The sequence below is a fragment of the Thermaerobacillus caldiproteolyticus genome (assembly GCF_015326725.1).
Taxonomy (GTDB): domain Bacteria; phylum Bacillota; class Bacilli; order Bacillales; family Anoxybacillaceae; genus Thermaerobacillus; species Thermaerobacillus caldiproteolyticus.
The window spans coordinates 800,786-818,352 of record NZ_CP064060.1 but is presented as its reverse complement, the minus strand read 5'-3'; the positions used below and the strand labels follow the sequence as shown (position 1 = coordinate 818,352).

General features: G+C 40.7%; 19 protein-coding genes and 1 riboswitch. Of the genes, 6 read left to right on the top strand and 13 right to left on the bottom strand.

Features of this window, described 5'->3' with window-relative positions; genetic code table 11:
* Window positions 1-14: 14 nt before the first annotated feature.
* The 7 genes from ISX45_RS04240 to ISX45_RS04210 form a co-directional block, all read right to left on the bottom strand.
* Entirely contained in the window at window positions 15-398 is a 384-nt protein-coding gene (locus tag ISX45_RS04240) for a VOC family protein (protein ID WP_181557099.1), read from the bottom strand.
* A 22-nt stretch (window positions 399-420) separates the two neighbouring features.
* Window positions 421-750 (bottom strand): hypothetical protein, encoded by a 330-nt coding sequence (locus tag ISX45_RS04235; protein ID WP_181557100.1) that lies wholly within the window; start codon window positions 748-750, stop codon window positions 421-423.
* Window positions 751-825: 75 nt separating this feature from the next.
* A riboswitch (SAM riboswitch) is annotated at window positions 826-932 on the bottom strand.
* Between the two features lie 131 nt (window positions 933-1,063).
* A complete protein-coding gene (gene opp4A, locus ISX45_RS04230; protein ID WP_181557101.1) occupies window positions 1,064-2,857 on the bottom strand; it encodes an oligopeptide ABC transporter substrate-binding protein in 1,794 nt (597 codons plus the stop codon).
* A gap of 20 nt (window positions 2,858-2,877) precedes the next feature.
* Window positions 2,878-3,786 carry an ABC transporter permease gene (locus ISX45_RS04225; RefSeq protein WP_181557102.1) on the bottom strand — a complete coding sequence of 303 codons (909 nt, stop codon included), beginning with the start codon at window positions 3,784-3,786 and terminating at the stop codon, window positions 2,878-2,880.
* A gap of 22 nt (window positions 3,787-3,808) precedes the next feature.
* The gene (gene opp4B, locus ISX45_RS04220; RefSeq protein ID WP_194520033.1) at window positions 3,809-4,777 is read right to left on the bottom strand and encodes an oligopeptide ABC transporter permease; all 969 of its coding nucleotides are present in this window, start codon (window positions 4,775-4,777) and stop codon (window positions 3,809-3,811) included.
* Between the two features lie 16 nt (window positions 4,778-4,793).
* The gene (locus ISX45_RS04215) at window positions 4,794-5,720 is read right to left on the bottom strand and encodes an ABC transporter ATP-binding protein (protein WP_181557104.1); all 927 of its coding nucleotides are present in this window, start codon (window positions 5,718-5,720) and stop codon (window positions 4,794-4,796) included.
* Window positions 5,707-6,729 carry an ABC transporter ATP-binding protein gene (locus ISX45_RS04210; RefSeq protein WP_194520032.1) on the bottom strand — a complete coding sequence of 341 codons (1,023 nt, stop codon included), beginning with the start codon at window positions 6,727-6,729 and terminating at the stop codon, window positions 5,707-5,709. The genes ISX45_RS04215 and ISX45_RS04210 overlap by 14 nt, the downstream gene beginning before the upstream one ends.
* 563 nt (window positions 6,730-7,292) lie before the next feature.
* Between ISX45_RS04210 and ISX45_RS04205 the strand changes: the two genes are divergently transcribed.
* Window positions 7,293-9,845: a sensor domain-containing phosphodiesterase gene (locus ISX45_RS04205; protein WP_194520031.1), complete on the top strand. Its 2,553-nt coding sequence runs from the start codon at window positions 7,293-7,295 to the stop codon at window positions 9,843-9,845.
* Between the two features lie 42 nt (window positions 9,846-9,887).
* Here the strand turns inward: ISX45_RS04205 and glpK are convergent, their stop codons facing one another.
* The 4 genes from glpK to ISX45_RS04185 all read right to left on the bottom strand — a co-directional run bounded on the left by glpK (window position 9,888) and on the right by ISX45_RS04185 (window position 13,257).
* A complete protein-coding gene (gene glpK / locus ISX45_RS04200) occupies window positions 9,888-11,378 on the bottom strand; it encodes a glycerol kinase GlpK (RefSeq protein WP_181557107.1) in 1,491 nt (496 codons plus the stop codon).
* A gap of 21 nt (window positions 11,379-11,399) precedes the next feature.
* On the bottom strand, window positions 11,400-12,224 hold the full coding sequence (locus ISX45_RS04195; RefSeq protein ID WP_194520606.1) for an MIP/aquaporin family protein: 825 nt from the start codon (window positions 12,222-12,224) through the stop codon (window positions 11,400-11,402).
* Window positions 12,225-12,395: 171 nt separating this feature from the next.
* Window positions 12,396-12,794 carry a sporulation protein gene (locus ISX45_RS04190; RefSeq protein ID WP_181557109.1) on the bottom strand — a complete coding sequence of 133 codons (399 nt, stop codon included), beginning with the start codon at window positions 12,792-12,794 and terminating at the stop codon, window positions 12,396-12,398.
* 211 nt (window positions 12,795-13,005) lie between these two features.
* Window positions 13,006-13,257 (bottom strand): hypothetical protein, encoded by a 252-nt coding sequence (locus ISX45_RS04185; RefSeq protein ID WP_194520030.1) that lies wholly within the window; start codon window positions 13,255-13,257, stop codon window positions 13,006-13,008.
* Between the two features lie 378 nt (window positions 13,258-13,635).
* On the opposite strand from ISX45_RS04185, the gene cspD reads away from it, so the two are divergent.
* Together cspD and ISX45_RS04175 are read left to right on the top strand one after the other, a co-directional pair.
* Window positions 13,636-13,836 (top strand): cold-shock protein CspD, encoded by a 201-nt coding sequence (gene cspD, locus ISX45_RS04180; protein ID WP_181557111.1) that lies wholly within the window; start codon window positions 13,636-13,638, stop codon window positions 13,834-13,836.
* Between the two features lie 131 nt (window positions 13,837-13,967).
* Complete coding sequence (locus tag ISX45_RS04175) at window positions 13,968-14,228, top strand: DUF2564 family protein (protein WP_181557112.1); 261 nt, start codon at window positions 13,968-13,970, stop codon at window positions 14,226-14,228.
* A gap of 286 nt (window positions 14,229-14,514) precedes the next feature.
* Here the strand turns inward: ISX45_RS04175 and ISX45_RS04170 are convergent, their stop codons facing one another.
* Together ISX45_RS04170 and ISX45_RS04165 are read right to left on the bottom strand one after the other, a co-directional pair.
* Window positions 14,515-14,733, bottom strand: a complete 219-nt coding sequence (locus ISX45_RS04170) for a zinc-finger domain-containing protein (RefSeq protein ID WP_181557113.1) — start codon at window positions 14,731-14,733, stop codon at window positions 14,515-14,517.
* 9 nt (window positions 14,734-14,742) lie between these two features.
* On the bottom strand, window positions 14,743-15,408 hold the full coding sequence (locus ISX45_RS04165; protein WP_181557114.1) for a ribonuclease H family protein: 666 nt from the start codon (window positions 15,406-15,408) through the stop codon (window positions 14,743-14,745).
* A gap of 113 nt (window positions 15,409-15,521) precedes the next feature.
* Between ISX45_RS04165 and ISX45_RS04160 the strand changes: the two genes are divergently transcribed.
* The 3 genes from ISX45_RS04160 to ISX45_RS04150 all read left to right on the top strand — a co-directional run bounded on the left by ISX45_RS04160 (window position 15,522) and on the right by ISX45_RS04150 (window position 17,566).
* Window positions 15,522-16,010, top strand: a complete 489-nt coding sequence (locus ISX45_RS04160; RefSeq protein WP_194520029.1) for a VUT family protein — start codon at window positions 15,522-15,524, stop codon at window positions 16,008-16,010.
* A 219-nt stretch (window positions 16,011-16,229) separates the two neighbouring features.
* Entirely contained in the window at window positions 16,230-16,640 is a 411-nt protein-coding gene (locus ISX45_RS04155; RefSeq protein ID WP_181557115.1) for a reverse transcriptase-like protein, read from the top strand.
* Window positions 16,637-17,566 carry a DMT family transporter gene (locus ISX45_RS04150; RefSeq protein ID WP_194520028.1) on the top strand — a complete coding sequence of 310 codons (930 nt, stop codon included), beginning with the start codon at window positions 16,637-16,639 and terminating at the stop codon, window positions 17,564-17,566. Before ISX45_RS04155 ends, ISX45_RS04150 begins: the two co-directional genes overlap by 4 nt.
* The last annotated feature ends 1 nt before the right edge of the window (window position 17,567 follow it).

Genomic DNA, 17,567 nt, shown 5'->3' with positions numbered 1-17,567 from the left:
GCCTTCGCTTTTTCTTATTGTGCCGGTTCGTAAAATTCGATCCACTCCCCGTCCGGACCTAGGAAAAATAAATATTTCGCGCCGTTTGGAAGCGTCGTAATGTCTTCCCACACAAGTGGAACTCCAAGTGATTGCAACCGTTCTTTTTCTTGCTCAATTCCTTCAACAGTAAAGGCAACATGGTGAACTTTTCCTTCTGCCGGCAAATTCGGATTATAGCCTTCAATGAGTTCAACGATAATCGAGCCGTTCAGTCCCAAAAAAGCTAATTTCATGCTTCCGTTTGTATGAATGAGTTCGCTGATTAGCTCTAATCCAACGACGTTTTGGTAAAATTGCTTTGACGTTTCAATGTTTTTGACTTGAATGCCAACATGTTCAAATTTTTTGATTGTCATATTCCTTTCTCCTCTTCCTTTTTTAATTGAAAAATACCGCTTGCAAATATGGGGTCATATGTAAAATTGAAATCCCTTTTGCTTCTAGTTCGTACCAAATATAGCGGTCAAGTGCATATGGCCCTTCCGCCTTTAATTCTTCCACTTCCGCTAGTGTCAATATGACTTGGAACGATCGTCCCAATGCTTGACCATAGAATAGAAAAAAATTCGTGCCGTGATCCAGATGAACAACAGCCGATCGGTCAAATTGTAAAAGCTGTTGTCTTATGCAACAAGCAACATGAGCCGCAAATGTCTTCGCTTTTAGATGCGACGCCATGTAACTGCGAATAAGTTGATTCTCATTCATCCTTTCTCCTCCCACCTCCTTCAACAATAAAAAAACTCTTTTCGCTATGAATGACACGAAAAGAGCTTATAGCCGTTCTTATCATTCAAAGCGAAATCGCTTTGCGGGTAGGAGCACCTTGCATGACATGCAGGTTGCTGTGAAGTCATTGAGCCCGGTCTCTCGTTCACTCTTGATAAGACTATTCAGTTTAGGTTTATCTTACCATTATCTTTTGGTAATGACAACGATTTTTTCGAATGCTGACGATGCATAGTCAAAATGAAAGAAGGGCTGGTTGTACGTTGAACAAGCCCTTCTTGTTTTTTATTTGTTATTCTACTTCTGGTGTTTCTGATGTTACTCCAACATCTTTCCATTTCCAATTGAATTGGTAAACATCAGCCGAATAGTTTTTCACACGATTGTTCACCGCATAAATAATAGAGCGGTATAACGTTGGAATGACCGGTACTTCTTCGTTCATTAATTCTTGCCATTGATTGTAAATCTCTTTACGATATTCAGTGTCAAATGCTTGTTCAGAATGGCCTTTTTCTAATAATTCATCATTTTTATCATTCACCCAACGTGAATAGTTAAACATCACATCCCGGCCATATAATCCATATGGGTCGACATCTGTACCAGTGTACCACGCTGCTGCGAACACATCGACTTTCGGATCGTCTTTTTCCACCATATCGTAGAACGAGTTAAACTCAGCTAAACGACCATCGACAAGCTGCACATCTAAGCCAACATCTTTCCAGCATTGTATATAAAACTTCGCTAGCGGCTCGGCGATGTCTCCTCCACTCATTGAAAGGAAATTAATTGTAAATTTTTTACCATTTGGATCTTCGCGAAGCCCGTCTCCGTCTTTATCTTTATACCCTGCCTCATCTAACAGCTTTTTCGCTTTTTCAGGATTATAAGAATATCCTTTTGCCGTTTTATCATAATATCCCGGGAATGACGGTGGAATTAGTGTTGTAGCTGGGAAGCGTAAGCCATGATATAGCTTATCTGCGACAGCTTGGTTGTCAATTGCATACGCCATTGCTTGACGAAGCTTTTTATTTTGGAATTTTGGATTATCCATGACATTTTCTTGTTTCTTCGCATCCCAATGACCGAGTTTAAATCCGATATAGTTATACGCTAAATCAATTGCACCGATAAATTGAATATTTTTTGTCCCTTTCGCATTTACATATTGATCAGTTGGAAATTCAGCAATATCAATTTCGCCTTTTTTCAATGACTGAAGCACTACTTTTGGACTAACCACTTTTACAATAACGCCTTTTAAATTCGGTTTTCCCTCCCAATAATCGTCATTGCGCACGAATTCTACGGATTCCCCTGGGACAATCTTTTTAATTTTAAATGGGCCGAACCCGATTGGGTTTTTTCTAATTTTATCGGATTGCGCCAGTTGTTTAATCGGAATATCTTTTAAGTAATGCTTTGGCAGCGGAGAAGTCCAAATTCCTGTTAGCACTGATGGATTCGCATGTTTCCATGTAATGGATAGCGTTTTGTCATCAATGACTTTAATGCCGGAAATTTTATTTGTTTTTCCGCTATGATATTCTTCCATACCGACGATATCTTGGATAAGTGCATCGCCGTAGCGGACACCTGTGTAATCCTTATTGCCGATGACTAAATAAGCATATTCTAAATCTTCAGCTTTTACAGGCTCTCCATCATGCCAGTTGACATTATCTTTAATTTTAATCGTGATTGTTTTTTTGTCATTCGAAAGCTCATACGTAGCCGCTCCATCGTTAGTAATTTCGTAATTTTCATTCATTCGAAGTAGCGGTTCATCGAAAAACTGTAGCACTTCAGCATCCGGCTGTCCTTCATAAAATGCACGACTGAGAGTTCCTTCGAACGGAGTATCGTACACCAATCCGTATGTAAGAACTCCGTCTACTAGTTTTCCATCATTTTTGACGGCTATCGGGAATTTACTAATATCTTCCTTTTGAGAGGTTTGCTTGTTTTGGTTTGGCTCCTTGTTGCTGCTCGTAGAACTAGAATTGCTGCACGCCGATAACAATAGGATGATACCGGCTAAAACACTGAAAAACTTCCAATGCCATTTTCTCCTCAATTTCTCTTCCCCCTTTTTAGTTAGCCTAATCTTTGTCTTGCATCAGCCGCGCGTTTAAGTGCTTGGCCGATAAAATTTATACACAACATCATTACTAAAATGAGCAATGATGCAGGTAACCATACCCACCATTTATTTTGCAAAACATCGGGATTCATGGCATAACTGACTAAAGTGCCAAGGCTTGGTGTACTTTCCGGCAATCCAAACCCTAAATAACTTAGCCCTGACTCAATTCCAATATTTCCAGCGAGATTTAATGTTAAGTTAACAATAATAATTGAACTTAAGTTCGGTAAAATCTCTCGAACAATAATCTTCCAGTCGGGTGTGCCGAGCGTTTTTGATGCACTTACATAATCCAGTTCTCGCTCCGCCAACGTTTTCGCCCGAATAAGTCGTGCTTTTCCCGTCCATAAAAAAGCACTCATAATGAGAATAAACGTAAACACATTATATTTCGGTACAATTGCCACAAACACAATGACTAGCATTAAAAATGGCAACACAAGAATAAAGTCAATAATACGCATGATAATATTATCGACAACGCCTCCGAAATAACCAGCGATAAGACCAACGGTAAGACCGATGAATCCGGTGATGAGCGTAATCGCTAAACCGATCGTAAAAGAGTTTCTGGCGCCGATAATGAGCTGCCCAAAAATGTCCCTTCCACCGTAATCCGTGCCTAACCAATGTTCTGAAGAAGGCGGAGCATAAATGGATAGCAAATCTACCTTTACAATTTCTTCTTTATCTAAAATGAGAGAAGATCCATAAACAATCAGAAGAATGATCGAAAGTAGAATGAGAGAACCGAGCGCTAATTTGTCCCTCACTAATTCACGCCACATAATGGAGAAACTAGAAGGACTTTTTTCCGTTTGTACTTCGACTTGTTGCGGGCCACCTAGTTCAGCTTTCATCGTTAGGTCCTCCTCCATAACATTACTCAATTCGTATGCGCGGATCGACAGCGCTTAAAATAATATCTGATAATAATGTGCCTAATAGCGTTGCAAGACCTGAGATCATCACAAGCGCGGTGATGACACTATAATCACGTTGCATAATCGATTGAAGGAACAATTGTCCGATCCCCGGATAACTAAAGATTGACTCCAAAAATATCGATCCACCAATTAAACCAGTAATTTCATAGCCTAAGAAAGCAGCAATTGGTAAAAATGAATTGCGTAAAATGTGACGTGAATAAATACGTGATTCCGGAACTCCTTTGGCTCGTGCGGTCTTTACAAAATCTTTGATTTTTGTGTCGATGATTTCGTTGCGTAAATATTGAATGGTTCCAACCGTGCTAAGTAATGCTCCTGATAACGATGGCAAAATAAGATGGTTGATTTTACTTATATAATAGTCAACTGTTCCTTTTTCTACTTGAATGTTAACGCTCCCCCCTGTAGGGAACCAGCCGAGTATAAAGCCAAACACAAAAAGCATTAACAAAGCAAAGATAAATAATGGAGTTGCAAAACTTAAATAGCTATAACCAACGATAAGTTTATCTGCCAATGAATTCGTCCATCTTCCAGAGACAATTCCTAATGGAATAGCGATGATGTAGCTTAATATCAAAATACATGCAGACAGCAAAAGCGTATTTCCTATTCTCTCTGAAAGTAAATCAGTGACAGGCTGCTGATGAATGTAAGACATTCCTAAATCGCCTTGCATTAAGTTTTTAATCCATCTCACATATTGAACATAAGGCGGATCGTTTAGTCCGAGCTTCTCTTTCATCTCGGCTAATGTTTGTGCATCCATTTTTGGATTGTTCGCTAATCGACCTGTCAACGCATCACCAGGCATTGCTTTTGCCAATAAAAACACGAGAATGCTCAGAAGAAACAGTTGAGGGATCATAATGACAATTCGTCGCAATATAAATTTCAACATTTTGTCGACTTCCTCTCTACGGGATTGCAACAGAGTGCGTCTCAGAAATCCGTTTTAATGGATACACTCTCCCCTCAGCGTCAAAGTACTGATGATATGAATTGTGGTATTCCTTATCGATTTCCTGCCGAAGCTTTACTTGTTCTTGGCGATGTTGTGGATTCGGATTTGGTATCGCAGAAATGAGTCTTTTTGTATAAATATGTTGTGGATCATGAAATATTTCTTCACTTGTTCCTTCTTCTACAAATTGACCGCGGTACATGATTCCGATGCGATCGCACATATGACGGATAATTCCTAGATCGTGACTAATAAAAAGATAAGTAAGCTGGAATTCTTTTTGGATCTCCTTCATAAAATTCAACACTTGCGCTTGAACTGAAACGTCCAATGCAGAAACAGGTTCATCAGCAATAATTAACTTCGGATTTAACGTAAGAGCTCGTGCAATGCCGATGCGTTGCCGTTGTCCCCCGGAAAACTCATGAGGATACTTGTAAATGGATTCAGGATGTAGCCCAACTTTCTCAACGAAGTACTGCACTTTTCTTTTTTCCTCTTGAGGTGATAGCTTTTCAAAGTTACGGAGCGGTTCAGCAATAATATCCAACACTCGTTTTCTTGGATTTAGCGAGGAGTATGGATCTTGAAAAATCATTTGTATATCTTTTCGATAATGGTAAAATTCTCGTCGGCTTAGTTTAGTTAAATCTTTCCCTTCTAATAAAATTTCTCCCGCTGTTGCCTTGATTAGTCCAATAATGGTTCGTCCTGTTGTTGTCTTTCCGCACCCGGATTCCCCCACCAATCCATATGTTTCTCCTTGCTCTAATTCAAAGCTAACATCGTCAACTGCTCTCACGTAATCAATTACTCTCCGAAAAAAACCGCCACGTACTGGATAGTAAACTTTTAAATGATTCACTTTAAGAAATGCCATAGTTCATGTCCCCTATGTTATCTTGTGGAAAGTAAAAATTTTTATAACATGTACAGCGTACCCAATGCCCCGGTGCTACTTCTCGCAAAATCGGGTTCTTTTCGTGTTCGGATTCATCAATCCAGCTGATTCGTGATTTGAATCGACACCCTGTTCTAGGCAGTTTTTGCAATGATGGAACAATCCCTTGAATTACGTGAAGTTTTTCTTTTCGAGTCTGAACAGAAGGAATCGAATGCAATAATGAGCGGGTATACGGATGTAAAGGACGACTGAAAAGCGTATTGACATCGGCTAATTCAACAATTTCCCCCGCATACATTACCGCCACACGGTCTGCCATCTCGGCTACGACGCCTAAATCGTGGGTAATTAAAATGATGCCTGTCTTCATTTGTTGTTGCAGCTCTTTTAATAGCCCCATAATTTGTGCCTGAATAGTAACATCTAAAGCTGTTGTAGGCTCGTCTGCTATAATCAGAGACGGCTCACAAGCAATCGCAATGGCAATGACGATTCGCTGTCTCATTCCTCCTGAAAGTTCATGCGGATAACGGTCATACGTTTTTTCTGGATTTGGGATACCTACCCGCTTTAATAACTCCAGCGTACGTTGTCTTTTTGCTGATGAAGACAGTTTTGTATGATAGTCCATGCTTTCCTCAATTTGCCGTCCTACTGTCATTAAAGGATTTAGAGCTGTAAGAGGATCTTGAAAAATCATTCCGATATCTTTTCCACGGATTTGATTGAGCTGCGGTACAGATAACGACAAAAGGTTTTTTCCTTTAAAAGCAATTGTCCCCTCTAATTTCGTTCTTTCAAGTGGGTGTAGCCCCATAATAGAAAGGGCTAATGCACTCTTTCCGCATCCCGATTCACCGACAATCGCCACCACTTCATTTTCATTTACCGTTAAAGAAACTCCATCGACAGCCGCATAGTATTCGTCATGAATACGGAAAGAAACTCGCAAATTTTCAATTTGTAAAATCGGTTGTTTCGACAAAGTAACCCCCCTCTCTTGTATAAAAATCAATTTTATTCAAAATATTAAAATCATTCCATTCTTATACAAATATATTATTATGTTATTTTCTAAATTTCAATAATTTTTAATATTTTTAGTCAACCAAAAAATTTTTATATATTCATTTTTCAGTCATATGTGTCGTTTTATCTTATTTTTACTGGAATCTTTCTAAAATCTTATTGATTATTTAAAACATAGTTCTTTTTTATATTTAAATTTCTTTAATGGGCATTTTATCCCGCTCTTACTCTGTCGGCTGAAATATCGTTATTTGGTTCATCCAATTTATGTAGCGATTTGTTAAACCAATATTAGACCGTTCATCTAAAGCTGGATCTACTATACATTTAATTACTTATTTAGAAAATATATCAACGAAAGCATTTTTACATACTTTATGGAATACTCTTTATCGATTTGAAATTATTCGCTATTATTCTATTTTTTTCGACAAAAACCATACGAATAATGATAATATAGTAGTGCACATGAATTTTATAGCGGTTGTATATTCTTTACGCGATTGGGGTTGCTTTTGAATGCATATGAATCAATCGGGAACGTCCTATATGCCTTTTTATTTTCTCATGCCTGCTATGCAATTGATTGTAGACGAAGACGGTTATATATTGGATACAAATGAGTTCGCTGCTCATGTTCTCGGTTATACGAGAGAGGAATTAATCGGCATGCCTGTTTTCGCTATCGCACATGAAGATGACCACCGGCTTGTAAAGCAACAGCTCCAATTTATTATTCATCATGAAAAGAATATCGTTCATTCACTAGAACTTCGAAAAGTAAAAAAGAATGGAGAAGTTTTATTTGTTCAAGAACATATTCGTCGCATTCAAACAGAACAAGGAATGAATATTCTGCTCATTTCTTGTCATAATATTTCCTCGGAAAAACGCGCAAAGCAATTATTAACAGGTCAAAAGAAAATTTTAGAATTAATCGCAAAAGAGACACCCGTCTCTGACGTTTTAATGGAGCTCGTTCATACGATGGAAGATATTCTTCCGAATATTGTCTGTTCGATTTTGCTAGTGGATGAGGAGCATCAGCGGTTATATCACGGAGCTGCTTCTCGTTTGCCAAATGATTTTATTGAAGCGATTAACGGTTTAGAGATTGCCCCTAACGCCGGTTCATGTGGAACGGCTGCGTACCGGCAGGAAATGGTCATCGTTACTGACATCCAGCATGATCCTCTTTGGAAACCATTTAAACAGTTTGTCTTACCGCATGGATTGCGTGCCTGCTGGTCGGTTCCGATTTTTTCCTCAAAGAAAAAAGTGCTTGGAACATTTGCTATGTATCATTATGAGCCTTGCGCACCGCAAGAAGACGATATCGACATCATTTACACCTTTTCCTCACTAGCAGGATTGGCCATTGAACATGGGCAAATGAAAGGGCAATTACAAGAAAGCCGCCAGCGTTATAAATCATTATTTGAATACAATCAAGATGCGGTGTTTTCGTTAAGGATGGACGGAACATTTTTCTCCGCTAACAAGGCAGCTTCGATAATTTCGGGATATAGCCATGAAGAATTATTATCGATGTCAATGCATGATTTAGTCATATCCGATGATGTATCCAAAACCGTGAAAGCGTTTATACAAACAGCAAAAGGGAAATCGCAGCACGCTGATGTCCGTATTCGACATAAATCAGGAAAAATTTTATATTTAAGTGTTACTTTTGTCCCGATTTTTGTCAATCAAAAAATTGTTGGTGTCTCGGGAATTGCTAAAGATATCACAGAGCGTGTCGAACAAAACGAGCGCATTCGGCAAATGGCATATTACGATTCCTTAACTGGTCTTCCAAACCTCCACTTGTTTCGCGAACTCGCTTCACAGTCTCTTGAAGAAGCAAAGCAATCTGGAAAAATCGGGGCGATTTTCTACATCGATTTAGATGGCTTTAAATATATTAATGATTCGCTCGGACATAGTATAGGAGATGTTATATTACAAAAGGTGGCTGAACGGTTGCAGCAGACTGCTAAAACAAAAGGAGTTGCAGCCCGTATGAGCGGAGATGAGTTTATAATCATGCTCCCAAATATCGGTCACCAGCAAGAAGCGATTGCAATAGCAGAACAAATATTACAACTACTTAAGGAACCGATTCATGTCGATGAACTCGAATTGTGTCTTACTGGCAGTATCGGTATCGCCTTTTATCCACGAGACGGTATGGAAGTGGAAACACTAATGAGATATGCTGATATGGCTATGTACGAAGTCAAGAGGAAAGGAAAAAACAGTTACTATATATATGATGAGGAAAAAGGCGCGAATTTATTCTTATTAAACGATTTGCATAATGCGATAAAAAAAGAGGAGCTCACGGTTTATTACCAGCCCATCATCGATGTGCAAACAAAAGATATTGTCGCAATGGAAACACTCATTCGTTGGCAACATCCTATTTATGGGATAGTGCCACCAAATCAATTTATTCCGCTGGCAGAGGAAACAGGTCTCATCGTTCCGATTGGAGAATGGATTGTAAAAAAAGCATGTCGACAACATGAACAGTGGCGGAAAAACGGGCTAAAACCGATTCGAATCGCTGTGAACGTCTCCGTGAAAGAGCTGCAAGACCGACATTTCGCGAAACGAATTGAAGCGATTTTAACAGAAACGAACACACTTCCAGAATGGCTAGAATTAGAAATCACAGAAAGCATTATGGTTTACAACGAGGCGACCATTTCAGACAATTTACGCCGAATGAAAGAGCTTGGGGTGCGGATTTCGATTGACGATTTTGGAACAGGATATTCATCGCTTGCTTACTTAAAACGTCTCGATGTCGATACGGTGAAAATTGATCAATCGTTTATTTCGGATTGTCCTCATTCTTATTATGGCAGCGTTATTACGAACACAATTATTTCTCTGGCGCACCATTTGCATATGAACGTCATTGCGGAAGGAGTCGAACAGTTTGAGCAGCTCCTTTATTTACAAGAAAAAGGGTGCCAAGAGGCGCAAGGATATTTTCTTAGCCCGCCCTTATCGAGTGACGAAGCAACTCGGTTACTACAGAAGGGGATGTGTCACCTTCAGTAACTACAAAAGAGGTGTCAAGTCAACACCTCTTTTGTTTTTTGATTACTTAAACGCCATTGCCGCTTTCACAGCTTTTTTCCAGCCTTCATATAATGCTTCCTGTTTGTTTTTTTCCATTTGCGGTTCAAATTGATTTTCTAGATGCCATTGTGCGGAAATTTCCGACCGGTCTTTCCAATAGCCGACCGCAAGCCCCGCTAAATACGCAGCGCCAAGCGCCGTCGTTTCATTGATCACTGGTCGCTCAACCGGCACCCCTAATATGTCGCTTTGAAACTGCATAAGGAAATTGTTTTTCACCGCACCGCCATCGACACGCAATGTTTTTAACGCGATACCTGAATCCGCTTCCATCGCTGTAAGCACGTCTTTCGTTTGGTAAGCAAGCGATTCCAATGTAGCGCGAATGAAATGTTCTTTTGTCGTCCCGCGTGTTAATCCGAATACCGCCCCGCGTACATCGCTATCCCAATACGGCGTTCCTAATCCAACAAACGCTGGTACGACATACACGCCGTCGGTAGAGTCCACTTTTTCCGCATATGTCTCACTATCTGGTGCTTGTTTAATCATTCTGAGCCCATCGCGGAGCCATTGAATCGCCGAACCCGCGACAAAAATGCTTCCTTCTAATGCATATTCAACTTTTCCATCAATGCCCCACGCGATCGTTGTCAGCAATCCATGCTTCGATTGAACCGCCTTCTCTCCTGTATTCATAAGCATAAAGCAGCCAGTCCCGTACGTATTTTTTGCCATTCCTTCCTCAAAGCACGCTTGCCCAAACAACGCCGCTTGTTGATCTCCTGCTGCGCCGGCAATCGGAACCTCCACGCCAAAGAAATGATACGGTACCGTTTTGGCGTACACTTCCGAAGAAGGGCGAACCTCTGGAAGCATTGATTTCGGAATTCCTAAAATGTCAAGGATTTCATCATCCCATTTTAACTCATGAATATTAAACAGTAATGTTCGCGAAGCGTTGGAATAATCAGTGACATGAGCGCGACCACCCGATAGCTTCCAAATAAGCCATGTGTCGATCGTGCCGAACAACAAATCGCCTCTTTCTGCTTTCTCACGTGCGCCTTCCACGTTGTCTAAAATCCATTTCACTTTCGTCCCAGAGAAATAGGCATCAATGAGCAAGCCTGTTTTTGTGCGAAATAGTTCGTCATACCCTTGCTGTTTTAGCTGCTCACAAATATCGGCTGTCTGGCGCGATTGCCAAACGATCGCATTGTAAATCGGTAATCCTGTATGTTTATCCCATACAACCGTTGTTTCGCGCTGATTCGTGATCCCAATCGCTGCCACTTGTTCCGGCTTGACGGATGCTTCCGATAAGACGCTGGCAATGACGGCTAAAATCGAGCCCCAAATTTCATTTGCATTATGCTCGACCCAACCTGGTTTTGGAAAATGTTGAGTGAACTCTCGTTGTGCAATATGCACGATTTCTCCATTTTTATTAAACAGAATCGCGCGTGAACTTGTTGTCCCTTGATCTAATGAAAGAATATATTGTTCCATAAACTGTCTCCCCCTTTATATTTACATTAAAGCATTTTTTGTCTGTTGATAGGTAGTCGTTTTTGTCTGTTGAACAAAAGTAATCGCTAACACGACGATGATTGCGATAAGCACATACCAAAACGCCGCTGTGACTTTTCCTACGAATACAGCTTTGTAAAATAATCCGCCAAATGAGCCGCCTAAGGCCGGTCCAAGAACAGGAATCCATGCATATTGCCAATTGGATGAACCTTTTCCGGGAATCGGAAGGAAAAAATGAGCAATGCGTGGACCTAAATCGCGTGCTGGGTTAATGGCATAGCCTGTTGTTCCTCCAAGTGATAAGCCGATGCTGACAATAAGAAACCCAACAATGAACGGATTTAAGCCATCAGTGAATTTGTTGGCGCCAATCGCTAAAATGCCAACGACTAATACAAATGTGCCAATCATTTCGCTCAGCAAATTCGCAAAACGATTGGGAATTGCCGGGCCTGTCGCAAATACACCTAATTTCACGCCCGGGTCATCTGTTTCTTTCCAATGAGGCAAGTAATGAAGAAAGACAACTGTCGCACCGATAATCGCACCAAGCAGTTGCGCGACAATATACGTAGGGACATCCGCCCACGGAAAATCGCCGTTGAATGCTAACGCGAGAGTTACAGCCGGATTGAGATGTGCCCCGCTAAATTGTCCCACGGCATAAACTGCTACGGCTACAGCTAGCCCCCATCCCATCGTAATGACGATCCATCCAGAGTTTTGCGCAAACGATTTTTTTAAGTTCACTCCAGCGCAAACTCCTCCACCTAAAATGATCAGTAAAGCGGTGCCGACAAGTTCGGCCATAAATGCCGACATCATCCATTCCCCCTTTGCTTTTTGGATGTGGCGGAAAAGATAAAAACCCACACATCTCCTCTTGATGAGGAACATGTGTGGGTCTCCGAATTCTCCGCCACAGTTATTAACTTAGTTATAAGATTAATAGAAAATGTAAGCGTTGTCAACGTTTTTTTCTGAAATTTTTCTCTACTTCGTTACAATTTGGATATAGTCAAAATCGAGGATGTCGACGGCATCTTCGATATCTAATCGAGTGATGAACCGATAGGAAATTCCCGGCTGCGAAGGAGCAATATTTTCAGGAATTTGATACGTAAACGGCAATACCTTCTTTTGTTCAGGCTCGATGGTAAAATCTCCGTCGACTGGAATGGTAGCGATAACGGTATCTTCTTCCTTGCCATCACGCAACGTTTTTCGGACAAAATCAACGTCTAGTTTTGTAATCTTTTGCTCTACTGTACCTCCATGGATATGCAATTGTCCTTCGATCATATCCCCCGGCTTATAAACTTGCTTATTTAATATTAAATCGACATACGCCGAACCGACTCCTAATTTTGACATCATTCTGCGCAATAACATGTGGATACACCTCTTTTCTCTATCTGTTTCACAATACTATACGTATACGGCCCGATCTCCTACTTTGTTTCACCTTTTTCCCGATACCACGTAAGAAGATAAAAAGACCTATGCCTTGCTTCGGCAAAGGTCTAAGGCTACCAAAGCCGATTATATCTATAATGACAGCGCTTACAGCTAATTTATGTCATTTTCTGTTCTTTGTCAACAGTCATTCATACACGTTTTGCTGATCAATCACATAATCTACCCGAATCACAGGAACATCATTTTTCTCTACCTCAGCAACAATAAGACCGATGCGATCATGATAAATACAAAACATATCTTGGCCTTTCTCAAAAGCGATTTCTCCATAAGAAAGTACCATACGGTAAATTTTATCACTGTCAATATGATGAAGTTTTGCCCGTCTCCCCAACCGAATAATGACATCCTTTTCACTGATCTTTCCGCGATACATGCCCCAGCCCCCTTTACGTTCCTACTATCAATGTATGGTGTCACCTTTTCATCCATGTGTACTTTTTATTTTCCCTTCTCTGCTTAACACCCTTGATAGCCGGAAGTTTATGATAAAAAATATTAGACAATCGAAAGCGATTCTCCTCTTTCTTTACATGTTATAAAAAAATTTGTAAATTTTTTCTGAAAGTTATTCCGTTCTCCTTGACGATGCCCCTCGCATTAGTGTATAGTAAATACATCATTTAACAGAATATATCTCATGCAAGACAGCTTGGCTTGTTCACCTTAGATAGCTGTGGAGTATATTCCGTTATTTGATAAAATTTTTAAGTTAGCCGAAAGGTGCTAAAGGTATTAGGAGGAATTAAGTATTATGCAAAACGGTAAAGTAAAATGGTTTAACAACGAAAAAGGTTACGGTTTCATCGAAGTAGAAGGCGGAGCGGACGTATTCGTTCACTTCACAGCCATCCAAGGTGAAGGTTTCAAAACGTTAGAAGAAGGTCAAGAGGTGTCTTTCGAAATCGTTCAAGGAAACCGTGGACCTCAAGCTGCTAACGTAGTCAAATTATAAGTAAGCGTTCGTTAATATAGACGATAGGACGAAGGCAGATAAAAAGGCCGGCGCTATGCCGGTCTTTTTCTTTTTGGGCGAATATTCCCTTTTCGAACAACAAACACTATCAGCTAGGAGGTGGGTTCCAGATGGAACGTGATATTCATTCTGGCTATAACGACTTAAAACAAGTGGAAATGTTTGTGGAGACAGCAAAAAAAATGGTGGGTTCAGCGACAATGAGTTTAGACAGAGAGATGCTAATCGGAGCAAAGCAGGCAATTGACAATGCGCACGCACAACTTGCCCGCGCCCGCAGTGAAGCAACTGGCGTTGACGAAGAGTTTCTTGCCCGGTGTGAACAGCAACTGCAACAAGCGGAACATCAATTAAACGAAGCCCTACGGTAATATGAAAAGCGGAAGTGGTCCGCCTAGCCGCCATGGGCAAATGTTCTTCACCCGAAAGACGGCTTACCCTCTGAGGAAGAAGGGTATTTACGAACTACCAAACTGGACAATCAAGGAAAGTAAAGGCGCCGCAGGTAGGATACTCTTCCCCCCCTTTCCTCCATAGAAAGGCTGACAGTCCAAGAAGAGAAAAAATAAAGCCCTGGACAATGACAAAAAAGAGAATCATCACATCTTTTTCAAAAAGGGATCTCGTTTAGCGTGAGATCCTTTTTTACTTGCTGCACTATTCAACTGAACGAGAAGAAGATTCAAGTAGCATCTCTCCATATTGTTTCATCATTTCACCAACGGTACAATGATTAATGCAAAACGATTGGGCGTACGTTTTCCCCATTTCTTTGCGAAACGTGCTTTTTAAGAAACATCCTTCGCAATACATATGGTGAAGTTCATTTAGTTTTGCTAATATTTCTTTTCTCTTGTTTGCTTTCTCTTCTCTCATTATTTGCTTCTACTCCTTCTTTCCAAGTTCCATCGTGCTTGCGATTGATTTTCCTTCTAGCGCTTGACGAGCGAGCTGATCCGCTTCCTTATTTTGTTTGCGAGAAATCGGCTCGTAAACCGGCTGAATGCCTAACTCCGCCAACTTTGCTTCAATACGATCAAGCCATGCATTATAATCGTCTTCAAAACATGGCCACATTCCCGAAAGCTGATTAAGTACAACATGAGAATCGCCACGGAATACAACCGGCAAATGATGGACACCCAACTCTTCAAGCATTTGCACTAAAAACCAAAATGCCGCATATTCCGCTTCGTTGTTCGATTTTAATTCATCAAGCTGGCGATTGGCGCGAAAACGATATTGATCGTTGTTTTGTTTATAATAAATGACGACACCGACGCCCGATTGCAGCGTTTCATTGTCAAAGCTGCCGTCAAAATACGCAATGACGTCGTGTGGCTCAGTTTCTAACTCTTTTTGTAATTTAATCAACTCTTTTTTCGTCCATGTCACATGTTGGCGGTCAATAAATGTTAACTCTTTGACACGCCCAGTTTTCTCAAAATCTTCAGCAAGAAGAAGCGCCTGTTCGACCGGAAGAAGGTCCGAAGTTAACACTACTTCTTGCTTTTTTGGTGTAACATATACCCATCGAATCATGACATCCACATCGTTTCATCCTTCCACGACAAATTCCTCTACCGTACATTTACGTTTATGCAGTTATAATGACAATCGTTGCTTATATTTATTATACAATACAGAGGGGAAAAACATGTGGAATGAATGCCTCGGGTTATCGCAATGATGGTGACGTTTTCCCTTGTATTGCTCATCTATCACCTTTTTGGCCTCCTAGGATTGTTTGGATCAGGGTTTCAACTGTCGTCGCTAATATACAAGTTGAAAAATTCGGATTAACAGCAATGCTCGACAATATTTATTATGTCCGGTACTTCATTTCTTGCTACACAAATATTTTAAGCGAAAAATATAGTAAAAAGAGACTTAAAAGCGGTTTTGTCTCGGATTTTTACGCCCATCTCCTTAACTGTCATTATGCAGCTTACCTTAATTATATTAACCGCATGCAAATGATTATGCGCAACTCATCGCTTGAAACAATTTTTGCCCTCCTGCCGCGAATTGCGCTTGAAGAGTGTATGCGCTTTTCTTGTGAGTCAGTGGATGTCTATCTTTTTCATTGGTTCAAAGAACGCTTTCTACGCGATGCACAGTTTTGGATTCGCAATAATGAAAGCACACAATGACAAGTCAGCTTATCGATACACTAATTTTTACTTCTATCGCATTTTTCGATGTATTCCAACGAACGAATGATGGAAAATTTTTTATATACTCTCAAATAGACCGTTACTCTTTGTGCACTCCCTTTGTTTTATAGCAAAACGATTTCCGAAAAAAAGATATGTAAATTTTTTGATAACTATGGTACACTACCATTAGTTTTCATATTGGAGGAGTAACTATTGATCGAAGTATATATTGATGGCGCAAGCGCCGGGGATCCAGGGCCTTCAGGGGCAGGAGTGTTTATTAAAGTTAACGGAACGGTCGAGCGATATTCGATTCCTCTTGGTGTGATGTCAAACCACGAAGCTGAGCTCCATTCTCTCATCAAAGGACTGGAAATTTGTCTTGAAAAAGGATATCAAGCCGTTTCATTTCGCACCGATTCCCAATTAGTTGATAGGGCGATCGAAAAAGAATATGTGAAAAACAAAACATATGCACCGCTGTTAGAACAGGCTCTTGCACTATCCAAACAACTCGATTTGTTTTTTCTCAAATGGATACCAAGTAAAGAAAACCGTGTCGCCGATGAACTGGCGCGAAAAGCAATCCAACAATTTCAAAAAACGGGGGAGAGAAAGAGTTGAACAAACAGTGGATAGCGGATGTAAGCCTTCTTGCTGTGACATTCGTTTGGGGAGCCACATTCGTTGTTGTTCAAAACGCCATTTCATTTCTTGAACCGCTCTCATTTAATGCGGTACGCTTTTGGCTAGCCGGTTTGTTTTTGTTATTGTGGCTTTTGTTGTTTTACCGCTCACTTCTTACACAATGGAGCTCCTCTCTCTTGCGTGCCGGGGGATGGATGGGGCTTTGGCTATTTAGCGGTTACGCGTTTCAAACGATTGGGCTTCTGTATACAACATCATCAAAAACCGCGTTTATTACCGGTCTTAGCGTTGTGTTAGTGCCGCTATTTTCATTTCTTTTTTTAAAACAAAAACCGACGGCTAACGCTGTGTTTGGCGCACTTATCGCGACGGCCGGCTTATATTTTTTAACAATGAATGGCGGCGAATGGTCGATGAATCGCGGCGATGTGTTTGTGTTCTTTTGCGCGATTTCATTTGCCATGCACATCATTGTGACCGGAAAGTATTCATCGCGTTACCCGACGCTGTTGCTGACGGTGATACAAATTTTTACCGTTGCCATCATGTGTTCCGTGTTTGCATTCTTGTTTGAAGATGGAACACAAATGTGGAACGTGGCGGTTTTGCGGCAACAAGAAGTATGGACGGCGTTAATGATTACCTCTTTGCTAGCAACAGCGCTTGCGTTTTTGATTCAAACCAAATTCCAAAAATACACGACAGCTGCACGCGTCGCGCTTATTTTTGCGATGGAGCCGGTATTTGCTGCGATCACTGCATACATATGGGCTGGAGAACGACTTTCGCCCGCTGGCATCATCGGTTGTATCGGCATTTTATCCGGCATGATTTTGTCAGAGTTTCGGTTTTCATTGTCTTTTGGAAAACGGTTATCAACAAAGCGGCACCTGACACGATAAA

Bases quoted from the DNA above. Each gene is read 5' to 3' on its own strand.
- ISX45_RS04240 (WP_181557099.1), bottom strand. From the start codon at position 398: ATGACAATCAAAAAATTTGAACATGTTGGCATTCAAGTCAAAAACATT.
- ISX45_RS04235 (WP_181557100.1), bottom strand. From the start codon at position 750: ATGAATGAGAATCAACTTATTCGCAGTTACATGGCGTCGCATCTAAAA.
- ISX45_RS04225 (WP_181557102.1), bottom strand. From the start codon at position 3,786: ATGAAAGCTGAACTAGGTGGCCCGCAACAAGTCGAAGTACAAACGGAA.
- opp4B (WP_194520033.1), bottom strand. From the start codon at position 4,777: ATGTTGAAATTTATATTGCGACGAATTGTCATTATGATCCCTCAACTG.
- ISX45_RS04215 (WP_181557104.1), bottom strand. From the start codon at position 5,720: ATGGCATTTCTTAAAGTGAATCATTTAAAAGTTTACTATCCAGTACGT.
- ISX45_RS04205 (WP_194520031.1), top strand. From the start codon at position 7,293: ATGCATATGAATCAATCGGGAACGTCCTATATGCCTTTTTATTTTCTC.
- glpK (WP_181557107.1), bottom strand. From the start codon at position 11,378: ATGGAACAATATATTCTTTCATTAGATCAAGGGACAACAAGTTCACGC.
- ISX45_RS04195 (WP_194520606.1), bottom strand. From the start codon at position 12,224: ATGTCGGCATTTATGGCCGAACTTGTCGGCACCGCTTTACTGATCATT.
- ISX45_RS04190 (WP_181557109.1), bottom strand. From the start codon at position 12,794: ATGTTATTGCGCAGAATGATGTCAAAATTAGGAGTCGGTTCGGCGTAT.
- ISX45_RS04185 (WP_194520030.1), bottom strand. From the start codon at position 13,257: ATGTATCGCGGAAAGATCAGTGAAAAGGATGTCATTATTCGGTTGGGG.
- cspD (WP_181557111.1), top strand. From the start codon at position 13,636: ATGCAAAACGGTAAAGTAAAATGGTTTAACAACGAAAAAGGTTACGGT.
- ISX45_RS04175 (WP_181557112.1), top strand. From the start codon at position 13,968: ATGGAACGTGATATTCATTCTGGCTATAACGACTTAAAACAAGTGGAA.
- ISX45_RS04170 (WP_181557113.1), bottom strand. From the start codon at position 14,733: ATGAGAGAAGAGAAAGCAAACAAGAGAAAAGAAATATTAGCAAAACTA.
- ISX45_RS04160 (WP_194520029.1), top strand. From the start codon at position 15,522: ATGAATGCCTCGGGTTATCGCAATGATGGTGACGTTTTCCCTTGTATT.